The 13,669-nt window shown below is 66.7% G+C and carries 18 protein-coding genes and 1 pseudogene; 10 read left to right on the plus strand and 9 right to left on the minus strand.

Features of this window, described 5'->3' with window-relative positions:
* Both DFQ14_RS06890 and DFQ14_RS21815 read left to right on the plus strand, forming a co-directional pair.
* On the plus strand, positions 1-1,233 hold the full coding sequence (locus DFQ14_RS06890; RefSeq protein ID WP_114452272.1) for a hypothetical protein: 1,233 nt from the start codon (positions 1-3) through the stop codon (positions 1,231-1,233).
* A 76-nt stretch (positions 1,234-1,309) separates the two neighbouring features.
* On the plus strand, positions 1,310-3,112 hold the full coding sequence (locus DFQ14_RS21815; protein WP_158546667.1) for a hypothetical protein: 1,803 nt from the start codon (positions 1,310-1,312) through the stop codon (positions 3,110-3,112).
* 5 nt (positions 3,113-3,117) lie between these two features.
* Here the strand turns inward: DFQ14_RS21815 and DFQ14_RS06900 are convergent, their stop codons facing one another.
* Positions 3,118-3,411, minus strand: coding sequence for a hypothetical protein (locus DFQ14_RS06900; RefSeq protein ID WP_114452273.1), 294 nt, complete (start codon positions 3,409-3,411; stop codon positions 3,118-3,120).
* Positions 3,412-3,599: 188 nt separating this feature from the next.
* On the opposite strand from DFQ14_RS06900, the gene DFQ14_RS21820 reads away from it, so the two are divergent.
* From DFQ14_RS21820 to DFQ14_RS21830, 3 genes are read left to right on the plus strand one after another with little or no spacing between them, the layout of a single operon-like run.
* Positions 3,600-3,794, plus strand: a complete 195-nt coding sequence (locus tag DFQ14_RS21820; protein WP_158546668.1) for a hypothetical protein — start codon at positions 3,600-3,602, stop codon at positions 3,792-3,794.
* Entirely contained in the window at positions 3,791-4,000 is a 210-nt protein-coding gene (locus tag DFQ14_RS21825; protein WP_218956397.1) for a hypothetical protein, read from the plus strand. Before DFQ14_RS21820 ends, DFQ14_RS21825 begins: the two co-directional genes overlap by 4 nt.
* Positions 4,000-4,581, plus strand: a complete 582-nt coding sequence (locus DFQ14_RS21830; RefSeq protein WP_158546670.1) for a GGDEF domain-containing protein — start codon at positions 4,000-4,002, stop codon at positions 4,579-4,581. Before DFQ14_RS21825 ends, DFQ14_RS21830 begins: the two co-directional genes overlap by 1 nt.
* Here DFQ14_RS21830 and DFQ14_RS22620 read toward each other — a convergent pair.
* Positions 4,484-5,308: an MFS transporter gene (locus DFQ14_RS22620; protein WP_114452275.1), complete on the minus strand. Its 825-nt coding sequence runs from the start codon at positions 5,306-5,308 to the stop codon at positions 4,484-4,486. The two genes, DFQ14_RS21830 and DFQ14_RS22620, sit on opposite strands and share 98 nt — an antisense overlap.
* Positions 5,309-5,712: 404 nt before the next feature.
* On the opposite strand from DFQ14_RS22620, the gene DFQ14_RS06915 reads away from it, so the two are divergent.
* On the plus strand, positions 5,713-6,132 hold the full coding sequence (locus DFQ14_RS06915; RefSeq protein ID WP_141921353.1) for a hypothetical protein: 420 nt from the start codon (positions 5,713-5,715) through the stop codon (positions 6,130-6,132).
* Between the two features lie 223 nt (positions 6,133-6,355).
* On the opposite strand, the gene DFQ14_RS22005 is transcribed toward DFQ14_RS06915, so the two are convergent.
* From DFQ14_RS22005 to DFQ14_RS21835, 6 genes are all read right to left on the minus strand, one after another.
* Positions 6,356-6,526, minus strand: a complete 171-nt coding sequence (locus DFQ14_RS22005) for a glycoside hydrolase family 18 protein (RefSeq protein WP_170206359.1) — start codon at positions 6,524-6,526, stop codon at positions 6,356-6,358.
* 244 nt (positions 6,527-6,770) lie between these two features.
* Entirely contained in the window at positions 6,771-7,352 is a 582-nt protein-coding gene (locus DFQ14_RS06925) for a hypothetical protein (RefSeq protein WP_114452278.1), read from the minus strand.
* A gap of 1 nt (position 7,353) precedes the next feature.
* On the minus strand, positions 7,354-7,992 hold the full coding sequence (locus tag DFQ14_RS06930) for a hypothetical protein (RefSeq protein ID WP_141921351.1): 639 nt from the start codon (positions 7,990-7,992) through the stop codon (positions 7,354-7,356).
* 5 nt (positions 7,993-7,997) lie between these two features.
* Positions 7,998-9,344: a putative T7SS-secreted protein gene (locus DFQ14_RS06935; protein ID WP_114452280.1), complete on the minus strand. Its 1,347-nt coding sequence runs from the start codon at positions 9,342-9,344 to the stop codon at positions 7,998-8,000.
* 97 nt (positions 9,345-9,441) lie between these two features.
* The gene (locus DFQ14_RS06940) at positions 9,442-9,822 is read right to left on the minus strand and encodes a hypothetical protein (protein WP_141921350.1); all 381 of its coding nucleotides are present in this window, start codon (positions 9,820-9,822) and stop codon (positions 9,442-9,444) included.
* Between the two features lie 122 nt (positions 9,823-9,944).
* Positions 9,945-10,088 (minus strand): hypothetical protein, encoded by a 144-nt coding sequence (locus tag DFQ14_RS21835; protein WP_158546671.1) that lies wholly within the window; start codon positions 10,086-10,088, stop codon positions 9,945-9,947.
* Between the two features lie 664 nt (positions 10,089-10,752).
* On the opposite strand from DFQ14_RS21835, the gene DFQ14_RS06950 reads away from it, so the two are divergent.
* Positions 10,753-11,088, plus strand: coding sequence for a hypothetical protein (locus DFQ14_RS06950; RefSeq protein ID WP_141921349.1), 336 nt, complete (start codon positions 10,753-10,755; stop codon positions 11,086-11,088).
* On the plus strand, positions 11,072-11,338 hold the full coding sequence (locus DFQ14_RS06955) for a hypothetical protein (protein ID WP_114452284.1): 267 nt from the start codon (positions 11,072-11,074) through the stop codon (positions 11,336-11,338). The genes DFQ14_RS06950 and DFQ14_RS06955 overlap by 17 nt, the downstream gene beginning before the upstream one ends.
* 113 nt (positions 11,339-11,451) lie before the next feature.
* On the opposite strand, the pseudogene DFQ14_RS22240 reads toward DFQ14_RS06955, so the two are convergent.
* Positions 11,452-11,559, minus strand: a pseudogene (locus DFQ14_RS22240) (IS5/IS1182 family transposase); the annotation flags it as partial.
* Between the two features lie 428 nt (positions 11,560-11,987).
* Between DFQ14_RS22240 and DFQ14_RS06965 the strand changes: the two are divergent.
* Positions 11,988-12,353, plus strand: a complete 366-nt coding sequence (locus tag DFQ14_RS06965; RefSeq protein WP_114452286.1) for a hypothetical protein — start codon at positions 11,988-11,990, stop codon at positions 12,351-12,353.
* A complete protein-coding gene (locus DFQ14_RS06970; RefSeq protein WP_114452287.1) occupies positions 12,350-13,657 on the plus strand; it encodes a WXG100 family type VII secretion target in 1,308 nt (435 codons plus the stop codon). Before DFQ14_RS06965 ends, DFQ14_RS06970 begins: the two co-directional genes overlap by 4 nt.
* The last annotated feature ends 12 nt before the right edge of the window (positions 13,658-13,669 follow it).

Here is a 13,669-nt window from a genome sequence, read left to right on the forward strand (position 1 = left end):
ATGGGTGCCGACCTGATCATCGCGATGGTCCTGGCGGCGGGAGCCACGCACGCCTGGGAACAGGGCAAGCGCCGCTCCGCTGCCGCGTGGGCCGAGGCTCGCCGCCGAGCTGAACAGCGGGGCGCTGCTCGGGAACGTGCTCGTCAGGAGCGAGCCCGAGCTCGCAGCCGACGCTTCGACCACGCTCGCACCGCCGGGCCTCGGGATCCACTGTGGTGGGCCTACGCCACCGGGTGGCTGGTGGTCGGCTCGGTCGCAGCCGTTGGTGCGGGCCTGGCCGGTGCCTATTCGGGCGCTGTCACCGGTGCTCGTGGTGGCTACAGGGCAGGCCGCGAGAGCGCGAAGAAGGGCCGGTCCTACCGGGAGACGTGGCGACAGTGGCGCACCCGCGACTGGATCGACACCGAGCGGTGCGCTCGCTGCGGCGGCTACGTGTCGGTCGATGACCTCGTCGCCGCTTCGGAGTTCGGCTGGGTGTGCCCGGACTGCGTGCCCGGCTCAGCTGCCGAGCAGCCCTCGGCTTCGGTCGAGGACGAGCCCACCGTGCGGGCCGAGACCAACGGGCACAAACGGCGATCCCGCGAACGAACCCGAGAGTGGACGGCCGGACAGTCGCCGCGCTGCATGCAGTGCGGCAGCCCCGCCAAAGACGACTGGGTGCTGTGCGTCCTGTGCGCGCGGCTGCGCTACGAGCAGCGGCGGGCACAGAACAAGCCCCGGATGCGGTGCTGCCAATGGTGCGCCCGCGAAGTCGAGGCGGACCTGCTGGACGCCGACGGATGGTGCCGGCGATGCGCCGAACTGCACGAGGCCGGCGCCATGGACGACACGAACGAGCACCCTCACCGGATCCACGTCGATGCCGAACGGCTCGACGACCAGGAAGAAACCACGAAGGAGGACCCCATGCCCGAACTGCCCGCTGCTGCTCCGGTCGCTGCCACCGGTGAGGGCTACACCGACACCGTCCAGTCCCTGTCGTCGCTGGCGAAGCTGCTGGCCAAAGCGCACGAGGAAGTCGCCAACCTCGGCGACATGCTCACCGCCAACAGCCTCGATGCGGAAACACTGGGTCAGATCAACGAGCTGGCCGACCTGCTCGACACCGCCGCACCGATGGCCGACACGTTGCACAAGCACGTCGAGTCTCGCCATGCCCCGGTTGCCGACGCCATGGCCGGCGCTGGCGGATCAAGCAACGTCGCCACGAAGTCCTGGTACGACCAGTACTGATCTGCCTGGTGCGTGTCCCGCCCCAGCATCTGTTGGGGCGGGGTGCGGACCAGGGCAGCTCACCAAGGGAGTTCTGATGGTCGCGAAGACCCCACCGAAGCCGGACACCGAAGCATCTCCCGCCACCATCGAGGAGTCGACCGGCACCGAAGCGTTGCGCCAGGTGCGGACCGAAACCGTGCGGCTCGGCAAGCGCTGGCGTCGGCAGGTTCTGCCGCTGGCCGTACTCGGAGGCACCCACGGCATCGGCGCCGCCTCGGCATCTCTGGCCGGGTCTGCCGCGCTGGTGCCGGTCGCTGCCGGCTGGGCCGGTGCCGCCGGGGCCTACGGCTACGCGCACCGGAACGCCTCCCGCTGGGACCGGGCGTATGCCGGGCTGGCCGCGGTGGGCTCGGCCGGATGGCAGGCAGCGCTCGCCTTGACCGGTGCCGACGGCATCACCGCGAGCCTGCTGTGGGCCTGCGGCTGCGCCCTGTCGGTGCCCTACTGGGTGCGCCACGCCGAGCCGGACCCGGACGTGACTGCCGAGCTCGCCACCCCCGCACCGCGTACGGCGCTGCCGGTCGCTCCGGGAACCGCCGACATGCGGGTCCGGCTGTGGGACGAGCACATGGCCGCCCACGGCAAATCCCTGCCCGGTTCGACGATCAGCGACATCGCCGCATTCGACTACGGCTGGAAAGCCGCCATCACCCTGGCGATCGGCGAGCACTGGCACACCATCATGAGCGCCCGCAAAGCGATCCTGTCGGTCTACAACCTCCCCGACGGGCGCGTGTTCGTCGAACCCATCCCGGGCGCCTCGGTGCGCACAGCCCGGATCACCGTGCTCACCAGCGACCCACTGCAGTCGGTGCGGCGCTGGCAAGCTCCGAGCCTGGATCCCGCCACCGGAACGTTTCCCATCATGACCACCGCCGACGGGGAGCTGCTGCACTTCCGGTTCTTCTGGCCCGGTGGGGGCGGCACCCACGCTCTGGTGTCCGGCGTGAACGGCTCCGGCAAAACCAAGGTGCTCGATCTGATCCTCGGCGAGGCCGTCGCCTCGGACCGGATCGTGCCGATGGTCGTCGACGGCGGCGAGGGCGCCTCGCTGCCGCAGTGGAAAGACCGTTCCGAGCTGTTCGCCGAAACTCCGCAGGATGCCCGCACGGTGCTGCGCTATGCGCTACGGCTGATGGACCGGCGCCGTCCGGTGCTGAAACGCCAGGGCGGTGGCTCCATCGAACCGAGCCCGCACCTGCCGCTGATCTGCATCGTCATCGACGAGGCCCACAAGCTGCTGATGGACGACGAGGACGAGGGCGTCAACAACAAGGACATCAAGCGCATGTGCGAGAAGTTGACGCAGGAAGGCCGCAAGTTCGGGATCTCCCTGGTGCTGGCCACACAGGTACCGTCGGCCACCCAGCTCGGCGGGTCGACGGTGCTGCGCGACCAGCTCAAGGGAGGCACCGTCATCGGCCTGCGCGTCGCCGAGCGCACCTCGGGCAACATGATCTCCTCCGGCGCCCCGATGCCGGAAGGGCTGCACGAGCTACCCGCGGAATTCGCCGACGGCACCCCGACCCGCGGACTGGGATATGTGCTGACCTCACGGATGATCCGCGCCCGATCGCTGCTGCTGGAAGACCCCAGCTCGGTGCAGGCGACCGAAACCCGACTGGACCCGGACAGCGCGGCCGAATCGGTGCCCACACTGGACGGACGCAGCGACCTCGGCAACGAGGAATCCACAACTCCCGCGTCCGATGCAGACGAGGCCGGCGACCTCATCCAGAAGGCACTCGCCGACGGCATTGCCTCCACCGACATCGCGGGATTGATGAACGCCACCGGGCTCACCCTCGGCCAGATCCGGCGGGCGGTGAAGCAGTGAGGACCTCAAATCTTGCGGTAGATGTCGTCGACCGTCTTGCGCAGCTTGGCTGCGTCCCGGTCGGCGACTCCGGAGCGCCCGCTGATGACCAGCAGCAGTACGTAGCGCCGGTACAGCTTGTCGGCATCCCCGGTCGACTGGTTGAGCCAGTCGCGGAACTCGTGGACGAACAAATCCACCGCGGCGAACTCGCTGGGCGGGCCGACGATCTGGCAAGCAGCACGCAGCGCGATCAGCCGGTCCATGTCCCTGTCGGTCACACCGGGCAGATTGGTCACCGAGTTGGTGTCGAGATCCATGCCGCTGACCCTACCCAGCACCGAAAGCCGCTGGGCCGTCCAGAACTACCCGACGACTGTCGCCACACCCCCGCACTGACCCCGATTTTCCGGCCGCACGCCGGTCGGATGGCAAGACGACCTGAGTCCTCTCGAAGCCGCCAAGCACCCGAGGGCGCAGGTCTCCACCCCGAACCGAAAGGAAACCCATGTCCCGCAGGACATCCCACCGCACAGACCCACCGGCACTGCACTTTCCGAACCCGCCGTGCTCGCTGTGCCGCCGCGAGACCGTCGAGCTCGCCGGCCGGTTCCGCTGCCGCGACTGCGGCTGCTCCTGGGACGCCGACACCGCCCACCTGTTCCGCGGCCAGTGGGACACCACCGAAGGAGAGGTGGCGTGATGCGGCTCCGACTCACCGGCGGCTGCGCCGAGACCGCCCGGCTCGCCGAGGACCTGCAGGCGCTGCTGGCCACCGGCACTGCCCGGGCTCGCTACGCGGTGTGCGAGGTCAGCGGCTTCTACCCCAACCGCGGCAACACCGACCAGGGCCGCGTGTACCTCGAGCTCGACGTCGAACCCACCGACGAGGGTGGAGGTGCGCGATGATGCTGGATGCCAGCGCTGTGCTCACCGCCGCGGCCATGGCCGGCTCCGGCGGTTTCCTCGCCGCCGGACTCCGGGTGCGGCAACTGAGCCGTCACCTGCGCACGGATGCGTTGACCGGGTTGGCCAACCGCACCGGGCTGCAGCGGGCCTTCACCCGCACCCGTGCTCGTCCTGGAGAGTGCCTGGCCGCGCTGATGATCGACCTCGACGACTTCAAGACTGTCAACGACACCCACGGGCACCGCATCGGCGACCAGGTGCTCGTCGAAGTCGCCCGCAGGCTGCGCCGCCACCAACAGCGGGGGCGGCCGGCGGTGCGGATCTCCGGCGACGAGTTCGTGCTCTACCTCGGGCGCCGGCCCAACACCCCGCAGTCGTGGATCCATGCCCACCACACCGCCCGGCAGGTGGCCGCGGATCTCGCCGCACCCATGCCGCTCGACGGTCCGGTGTTGACGGTCACCGCCAGCGTCGGGGTCGGTATCACCACCAGCAGCCGGCTTGAAGACCTGCTCGAACCGGCCGATCAGGCCATGTACCGGCAGAAGACCCCGAGCCGCCCGGGCACGGAGGTGGCGTGATGGCCCGCGAGTACGGCATCCACCCCTCCACCGTGTGCCAGATCGCCCGCGGGCGACGTCGCAAGCGCGCCACCTGAGCAGCCGCGATCACCACGGCCGGCCGGTGCCTCGGCCCTCGCGTGCGGCACCGGCCGACCGGTTCTACCGAGCCCCGTTGACGTTGGCACGTACGTGTCAACGATTCCGCCATCCAATTCCTGGGGAGGTGAGCAGTCTGTCCACGCAGCACACCAGCATCACGCTGCCGTTGATCAGCGCGCTGGAAGCCATCTGGCGGGCTATTCAGCAGCGGCATCCCGAAGTGCCCGAGGTGGTGCTCACCCTCGGCACACCGAAAGGCGCCGTCACGCTCGGACACTTCGCCGCCCGACGGTGGCAGCAGGCCACCGGCACTCAACTGCCGGAGTCGTTCATCGGCGGCGAAGGTGGCCGCGTCCACCAGCAGCGCCCAGCCCGAACCGAGGGTGGCCACCAGCACGCCGGCGGCGCTGATGGAGACCACCTTGTTCACGTTCGTCGTCAACCCCAGCAGCGCGTTGGCCTGCCGCAGCACGCCGGCGGGCACCAGGCTCGGCACCAGCCCCGTGGCCGCCGGCGTGAACACCGCCGTCCCCACCCCGGCAGTGGCCTGCAGAACCACCAGCATCCCGATCCCGGCCGTACCGGTCACCAGCAGCACCCCACTGGCGACCTGAGCCGCACACCGCAGGAGATCGGCGGCCACCATCACCCACCGCCGGTCCCAACGATCCCCCGCAGCGCGCGCCAACGAGTACCAACACAGCCACCGGCACCCGGTTGGCCAGCAACACCAGCCCGAGATCCGCCGCCGAGCCGGTCACCTCCAGCACCGCGAACGCGATCGTCAACGGCACCAGACTGTCCCCGAACGTCGACAGCGCCTGACCAGCGAAATACCGCCGAAACCCCTGGTGAAGCAAGGGTGTCGACCAATCATCATCCGGCGTCCACCCTGGACGTCGGTGAGGATCTCTCGCCGCAATCACCTTGACCATCAAACGGGGCAATGGCGGGCAGTGGAAGAGCTCCCAATCCCATAGTCACCACAAAGATATAGCAAACTCAGCTATTAGTAGCGAAATCCGCTAGTAATGTTCTAGAGTGCTGACCATGGCACTACGAAACCTCATCGACGACCTGAGCTGGCTGGCCTACCCCAAGGCAACACCGGACAACGTCAACCCGCCCGAGCTTGCCGACGACGCCGAAAGCGATTTCGCCGACAGGCGAGAGAGGCTTGCTCAACAGATACAAGCTGCCTGGGAAGGCGGGGACATCGATCCGCTGATTGGACAGCTCAGCGAAGCTCGAGCACGCCGCGACGCAGCGGACCGCGAGATCCGTCTGCTGATGGCCTACGGGCGAGAGTTCACCGGCACTCGTCCCGACTACACGTGGGAGAGCCTGGCGGCTGCTGCCGGGCTGCCCTACTCCACAGCCCGCAACGCTTTCGATGAAGACGACATCGCCACGGTCTCCGAGATCCTCGGTACTGAACCTCGTCGCCGCACCCCTCGGAAGCAATCATGAGCCACACGCACGCAGAACTACGCCTACTGCACCAGATGCGGCGTCCGATACACCGCCCCATGGCGTCTGCCACCGCGAGAACCAAAACAACGCCAGCGCCCCTGGAGGCCTTGCAAGGGACGTTGAATGGGTGAGCCTGTGCAGCCACGCACAAGCTTACCTACTGCGAGCCCCACCTGTCCTTGTCGCGACAGGGGATCTCCATACTTACGGCAGATCACACTCATTCGGAAGTGGCAGGCGTGAATCCCCGCTCGCACAGAGTATCGATGTCAGTACCACCATCGCCGTACACCACGGTGTCGGACTCCCAGTACAGCTCCACACCATCGAGCCCACGGTTGCGGACCATCCAGTCATAGTTGCGTAGCGCTATACGAGTCTCGTCGTTCATAGCACCGAAGATAGCGTGTAAGGATTCTGCAGCGAGCAGAAACGACATTCGCTTGATGGGATCGATCACCACAACCTGCGCCCCGCTCGGTCAACACTCCGGCAAGGAACGCTCAGCCGCCTCTCGGGCATGGCCGTAGGCATGAGCCTGGTTAAGTCAGCGGCGACAGCAGTGCATAGAACAATCGAAGAAGCAGGTCACAGCGCTGCGTACAGTGTCGACAATCCTCCTCAGAGGCCTTTCCTCAGGGGTTGCCCTGTTGTTCGCTGAGGCGGGTTCGTTCGGCCGGGGCGAGGTCGAAGTCGACGCGGGATTCATCCGGCCAATGCAACGTTGTCTTGGCGATCTTCAGCTTGGGACGTTGATGCCCGGTCGCTCGCCACAGCACCTCGGGCCGGTGGTCGCCGTTGGTGCCCAGCAATACGGCCTGGGAGCGTGACCATGCCAGCCACAGCAGGTCGTGTTCGGCGTCGCGCACCGCGTCGGCGAACGACAGTGCCACGCACGAGGGAGATTTGCCGTGGACGGTGGTCTTGGCCTTGTTGCGGGGTAGGATCTGGATGCCGATGTCGTCCAGCATGCCGAGGACGACGATGACGGGGAAGGCGAGGATCGCCAGCGGTGCCAGCGCCACCGCACGCAGGGCCCGCTTCGCCTTGTTGCTGCCGCGTGGGGTGCCGTCCCGTCTCCGGTCGGGCACTCGGTAGATCACGGAACGAGCGGAGAAGTGCACCACCGAGGTGGTCTCGCCGGCAAGTTGGGCCGCCACGCCGCGGGCCTGCTCGCGATGCTGTTCGGAAACCGGAGTATTCGTGGCACGTCCCATATCAACCGCTGAGCGGCTCCCATCCGAAAGAGTCGAAGATGTCCAGCGCCAACGTGCAGACGTGCTCCCAGTCCTGGAACGAGTTGGTCATGACGGAGACGACAGCGATCGTGGTTCCGTCCGGGTCCGGAATCCAGGCTGAGAGTTGCCGCGTGAGCACGGGGATAGGTTCATCGCCCATGACCAGCGCGTTCTGCTCCTCGGTCACCGTCGCGGCTGCAGGACCTACCGGGAGCCGGATCTCCTCGACGGTACTGTCACTGGACGACCCGTGGAGTTCGAGCAGGTTGGCGACGGCTTCGCTCTTGCGGTGGTGGTCTGACGGCATCGCAATCCCGGTCAGGGTCACCATGATGGGCCGCATCGGATCATCCGGTGACTTGTAGAAGGCGATCGCGGAGTAGTCGACGCCGGAGTCGCCGATCACCGAGCCCAACTGGGCGAACGATGCCGCCGCCGCAATCGAGCTCTCGTCCGTCGCCGACAACCCGAACCGCTCGGCCACGAACGAGACCAGGGATTCGAACTCGTCGGACTCGACGTCGAGGTCGACATCGTCGAGTGGCAGCGGGATGAACCCGTCCGGCAGACCAAGACGGAAGCCGCGCTGTGCGACCGGCGCTTCGTACGATCTCGTCACGACCATCACCGCGCGGCCAGTGCGTTCTGGAAACCGCGGGCCGCGTTGCCGACCGCGTCCTTGACGGCGTTCTCGCCCTTTTCGATGTAGGGCTGAGCTTCCCACTTGGCGACCATGATGGCGCTCTTCTCGGCCGTAAGCACACCCGTTCCGGTGGCTACCGCCGCGCCGCTCTGCGCAGTGTGCGCCATCTTCTCCACGCCCAGCAGAGAACTTCCGCCGGTCTTCCAGGAGTTCACGGCGACGCCCTCCCCACCGAACGCGTTGATCGCCTTGTTCACCATGTTCGCCCGAGACCCAACAGCCTGCGCACCAGCACGGTTGATCGTCTTACTGGCCGCCTGTGCCCCGGCCGCAGCCTTGCCGCTATCGGCGAACTTGGCGGCCGTCTTCCCCGATTTGACCGCCTTCGGCAGGATCTTGGTTGCAGCGAGACCGCCTTTCGCCGCGCCCCCACCAGGGATCATGCCAACCGCATCGAACGCCATCTTCGACCAGGACACGTCGGCGCCGGCGGCTTTCGCCAACGCGTGCGTGCCCATCGCGGCGGCACTCACGCCAACAGCCGCACACGCGGTGACGGCGTTGACCCCGGGGATCCAACTCGTGGCTGCGGCAACGACGCTGAGCACCGTGCCGACGGTGCTGAGAACGTCACCGACCTTGGCGATGATGTCGGCGTGGTCCTGGATCCACTGCCATGCCTGCCCTGCGGCGTCGCTGATGCTCTGGCCGAGCTGCTCGAGCGCGTCACCGAGACGTTCCAGCAGTCCGGGCTTCTTCGGCGCCTCGTCGGCGGCCCGCCGCAGCGCGAGCTCTACGTCTTTGGCCAGGTCGTCGTGCTGCTGCAACAGGCGTTGGGCCTGCCTGCGAATCGCTTCCAGGTCACCGTGGGCATCGTTGAGCGCAGCCTGGGCTGCATCCAATTTGCGCTGTGCCTCCTGCAAGGACGCCTGGTCGGGGAAGTACTGATTGGCCAGGCCCAAGGCCGGGTTCGACTCCGCCTCGCGGACCCGTTGCTGCGCGGCAGCAGCATCGGCCTCGTAGTGACGTGCCTTCTGCTGCATGGAGCTCAAATCACCGGACCATTGGGTCAGAGTCCGCGCGGCACCACCGAGCGAGCGGTGCGCCTGGTCCAAGTACTTCGGCAGTTCATCCACGGTACCCAGAAACGCTTCGGCGGCTTTGCCCTCCCACAGCCCGTCCTGGCGGCCAATTTTGGCCAGGGCCTCGTGTGCGTTGCCCATCTTGGTCGCAACCTGCTGAAGATCGGTGGCCACCGATTCGACCGTGGTCACCGTGCCGGGAGCGGGATCGAAACCCAACGCCGGGTACTCGGAGGTTCCTGTCATCCTCGTTGTCCTTGCCTGATCTCGAATGCCGATGGTCCTCGTAGGACACGGACCGCGCGTGCTTCCCTGAAGCAGTTTGCCGGGATGCTGCGTGTCTCTACGCCCCCGTCAGACGTTGCTCGATCCGGGATGGCTGTCCCTCCGAGATGCGTCCGCCGCCTCCATCCGAGGACGGATGTTGGCCCTCGGCCGCAGAAGCGATCAAAGCAGAGGCCTCGTTCTCGAGCCTGGCGTAGGTGGCCCGGGCGGCATCCAGAACATCACTGGTCACCTTGGCCCCCTTGGAAATCTTGCTGATTCCGTGCGACCAGCTTTCCCGGAACTCCTCGCTGGCGTCGTCGATACCGGGGGTTCCCAGGTCACGGCCTCTGGCGTTGCTCAACGCTCTGTTCGCGGCGGTGATGTCGTCGGCCGCATGATCCAGATCGTTGACCAACTGTGTCAGCTTGTCCATGCTGACGCGATAGCCACCGCTCATGAACCCTCCCCCGTCGGGCGATCGCTGCTTGATCACAGTAGCAAGCGCCAAGCTCGTGCGGTGGCGAACGACAACAGAGGCCAGTGAGCCGACGCCAAAGCCTCCGACAAAATGGGGAAACCTCACAGCGCCGACCAGTCCACGGGCATCCACGCCAGCACCCCTGCAGCCAGCAGCAGTGCCGAGGCAGTCATGCCCCACGCCGAGCCAGCAAGTCGCCCCAGCCGCCGTGTACCTCGCCGCAGTGCTGATTGATCACCGAGCACGGGGGTATTGTGCCCGACTGGACCCGCATCGTGGGCGGCTTTTGTCGAACCGCTGTTGCAGCCCCAAAAGCCTCCGATGCAGCGAGCCGACCGTGACCCACTCCGTGACCCGAAACAGGGTCAACACGGGTGGATACAGCTACCCCGCGAGAGACACGATGTGGCCGTCGTCGCTGGTCGTGGGCACTGTTGCTGCTGGTCAGGCGCCTTCTAATCTCTAGGTCGCAGGTTCGAATCCTGCCGGGGGCGCATCATCCCAGGGTGCAGCAGTGGGGAGCGATCTCGAGCAAGATCAACCCCCGCTTTACCCCCATGATTGGCCTCAGGTCAGTGGTTCCATGCCCACCAAGGGCCCGAGCCGCCGAGACGCCCACGGTCCTGTGGCTCATGTACGCGTCCCGAGCGTGCTTACCTCTCATGTCCGAGATGCTCGGCGACCTCGTCTTCCGCTGTCGCGCAACAGGCCTCTCCGCCTGTCCCACCCCACCACTCCTCGGCGGCGCCACACTCCGCCGACGACACACCTGCACCGAGACCAATCGCTTACACCGCTTGGGATCAAGCCGCATTTGTCGAACGCCTGCCAATTCAGAGGGCCACCATCGTGATCAACATATCTCGTGAGCGGGGATCGACTTGCGATCACTATGTGTATCGTAAGACAATGACTTACGATGGTGGTGTGGAGCTGTGGTGGGCTGAGGAAGATGCCGACTACATCCGCAACCGGCCCACTCGCTATCGGGACGCGCTGGACCTTGAGCCGGAGTGGACCCGGGAGATGATGGTCGATGAGCACCTGGTGGAACTGTCGCCGTACCCGGCATCGCGGGTTCGTGCGTCCGGGTTCATCGGCCACTCTCCAACGGCAGGTCGAGTGCTGGTGGTGATCGCCTATCGCGATCTGGACGGCGAGCTACACGGCATGAACGCGTGGCCCGCCAGCGGGCGCGATCTAGTCACGTACCGGAGGGCGGTGCCTGATGACGAAGCGACTTGACGAGGCGACCGAACGCGCTGCTCGGGCGGATGCCCGCGCACTGGAAGCCGAAGCCGAAGCCACCGGGCCGTATCCCCCGGATACACGTGTCACCCGGCCGAACCGGCCCAGCCGGATGTTCAACCTCCGACTGACCGAGGAACAGTTCACCGAGTTGCAGGAGTTGGCACGCGAGCACCACTTGCCCATGTCGACCATGGCACGCTCGTGGCTGCTTGAGCGCCTCGACCAAGAACGACGTGCAAGCTAGCGATGCGCTCTCGCTGCCGCCGCAACGTAGCCGTTGAAGACCACGTCCACACTTCGGCAGGCCGGGGCACAGCCGTGGGGACCGAGCTCAGCCAGGATCGAGCGGCTCGGCGGTGGGAGTCGCGAGCAGGCCATGCGGCGAGAGCAGACCTTCGGAATGGCCTTGACCACGGGCTTCAACCCGTGGCTGTCGTGGGTATTGGCTGCCGAGACCGCCACCGCCCCGTCGGCGGTACGGACGGAGCCGCGACACACTTCCACTGTGCCGGCACGACCACCCATCTCTTGCCGGACACGTCGTAGCTGGGCACCGGAGAGACTGCTGGACAGCTACCACACCGAACGGCACCCGGCGGCCGCCGACGTGCTGGACAACACCCGCGCGCAGACACAGCTGCTATCCACCGAGCCGGTCCCCTGGTCAGTGCGCCGACCAGCAGGATCTTCCGTGCACGGCCACCTCTCGGGCAAGCGCATGTCCACAGTGGCCAACCAGCGCATCGGGCGCAACGTGCCTCGATGAGGCGGATACCTCGGGCTGCGAACGCAGCATCCGCGTGATTCTCCCGAATCGGGTACCAGCCGTGATCATGGCTGCTACCGTGCTCGCTCGGGCGGTTGGTCGGTTTTTTCGAGCTGCGGGAGGGGACTTGTCCGACTTCACAGTCGACATCGGCGGACTGGAGGCGATGGAGAAAAACCTCGATCGCGCCAAGGACAACCTCGGCAGCGCACTCAAGGCCATGGAGGACATCGGACCCGATTCGATCGGACCGGACTCCCTCGACGAGGCGTGCGCGCAGTTCCGTGAGGACTGGCAGCGGGGTATCGGTGAGATCGGCGAGTGCGTCGACAAGATCACCACCGGCCTCGGTCAGGCCAAGAACCAGTACCAGCAGCTGGAAAGCGCGCTGCAGGACGGGTTCGCGAAGATGCACGAGGCTGTGGAGTCCGGCCGGGCAGGAATGGCCGAACCTCCCGTGGCAAAGCCGGCACCCGCCGGAGGTGTCCAGTGAGCAAGCCCCAGGACTGGCACGCACTGGGCTTCAACCCCGCTCGGGGCAATCCGCAAACCGTGGGCGCGCTCGCACGCCAGATGACCGACACCGGCAACTGGCTCGCGGAATCCTACGAGGTGCTCGACAGCGTCCGGAAGCAGCAGGATGTCTGGACCGGCGAGGCCTCCAAAGCCTTCGCGGAAAAACTGGGGGAACTGCCGGGGCTGCTCGACGACGCGCATCAGTCACTGACCGCTGCGGGCAAGGCTCTCGGCGGCTGGCAGGACACACTGACCGAACACCAGCGCAAAGCCGTCGATCTCGAAAACCGGGCACGGGAGGCCATCGCCGCCGCCGAGCGCGCCGATGCCGCGGCGCAGCAGGCCAGGCAGAAGGCCGACACCTCGATCGCCTACGACGCCGACGACCCGGAGGCCGCGCAAGCGGCCCGCCGCCAGGTGCAGGCCAACGCCGACGCGGCCGCCCAAGCCAACCGGAACGCCGAAGAGGCCTGGGCGCATGTCGACGACATCCGACGCAAGGCACACGACCTGCAAGACCGGTGGGAGGACGATGCCCGGTCGGTCGCCGACAAACTCCGTGACGCGACCGCCGTCGCACCGGGTTTCTGGGACGCCATCGGCGACGCGTTCGCCGACCTCGGAAACTACGTTGCCGATCACCTCGGCGAGATCGGCGACTTCGCGGGTATCGCCGCCGCGGTCGCGGGGACCCTGGCGCTTATTCCCGGAGTCAACGTCGCCGTGGGGGCAGTCGCCCTTATCGCGGGCGGGATTGCTCTGGCGGCCCACGGCGGCGAGATGGCCGTCGAGGGCAAGTGGGACGAACCGACCGCCTGGGTCGGTCTCGGCACCGACGCGCTGGGCATGCTCCCGGTTGTGGGCCCGGCCGCCAAGGGAGGGGCTGCGGCCACGGATGCGCTGCACATGGCCGACGGCCTGACCACCGCCGTGGGTTCCGGAGCGAAAATATTCGGCGACGAGATGTCGACGGCGTTGACCAGGATGAAGGAACCTGCCGAATTTTCCAAATACGTCGGCGACAAAGTTGTCAATGCAGTAGGTGGCAATGTCGATACCATCGCGAGAGCCGGCCAAGGAGCCTTCAATGTAATCACTCAAGGACCGGTCGTTGCCGACCATGTCGTGGGCAACGACACCACGGGCACACTCAAGGACGGGACCGGATATGCCTCGCTGGCCGGAGCCGGAGCACAGAGCTACGGCGAGTGGAAGAATACAGGATCCGCATTCGGCGACCTGGGCGGTTCCATCGCGGACTTCACGAAGGCACTGAAGTAGGAGAGGCCGTCG

It is taken from the genome of Halopolyspora algeriensis (assembly GCF_003337235.1).
GTDB classification, from domain to species: domain Bacteria; phylum Actinomycetota; class Actinomycetes; order Mycobacteriales; family Pseudonocardiaceae; genus Haloactinomyces; species Haloactinomyces algeriensis.

Bases quoted from the DNA above. Each gene is read 5' to 3' on its own strand.
- DFQ14_RS06950 (WP_141921349.1), top strand. From the start codon at position 10,753: ATGACTTACGATGGTGGTGTGGAGCTGTGGTGGGCTGAGGAAGATGCC.
- DFQ14_RS06935 (WP_114452280.1), bottom strand. From the start codon at position 9,344: ATGACAGGAACCTCCGAGTACCCGGCGTTGGGTTTCGATCCCGCTCCC.
- DFQ14_RS06955 (WP_114452284.1), top strand. From the start codon at position 11,072: ATGACGAAGCGACTTGACGAGGCGACCGAACGCGCTGCTCGGGCGGAT.
- DFQ14_RS06915 (WP_141921353.1), top strand. From the start codon at position 5,713: ATGGCACTACGAAACCTCATCGACGACCTGAGCTGGCTGGCCTACCCC.
- DFQ14_RS21820 (WP_158546668.1), top strand. From the start codon at position 3,600: ATGTCCCGCAGGACATCCCACCGCACAGACCCACCGGCACTGCACTTT.
- DFQ14_RS06900 (WP_114452273.1), bottom strand. From the start codon at position 3,411: ATGGATCTCGACACCAACTCGGTGACCAATCTGCCCGGTGTGACCGAC.
- DFQ14_RS21815 (WP_158546667.1), top strand. From the start codon at position 1,310: ATGGTCGCGAAGACCCCACCGAAGCCGGACACCGAAGCATCTCCCGCC.
- DFQ14_RS22620 (WP_114452275.1), bottom strand. From the start codon at position 5,308: ATGGTGGCCGCCGATCTCCTGCGGTGTGCGGCTCAGGTCGCCAGTGGG.
- DFQ14_RS06925 (WP_114452278.1), bottom strand. From the start codon at position 7,352: ATGGGACGTGCCACGAATACTCCGGTTTCCGAACAGCATCGCGAGCAG.
- DFQ14_RS22005 (WP_170206359.1), bottom strand. From the start codon at position 6,526: ATGAACGACGAGACTCGTATAGCGCTACGCAACTATGACTGGATGGTC.
- DFQ14_RS21830 (WP_158546670.1), top strand. From the start codon at position 4,000: ATGCTGGATGCCAGCGCTGTGCTCACCGCCGCGGCCATGGCCGGCTCC.
- DFQ14_RS06890 (WP_114452272.1), top strand. From the start codon at position 1: ATGGGTGCCGACCTGATCATCGCGATGGTCCTGGCGGCGGGAGCCACG.
- DFQ14_RS06940 (WP_141921350.1), bottom strand. From the start codon at position 9,822: ATGAGCGGTGGCTATCGCGTCAGCATGGACAAGCTGACACAGTTGGTC.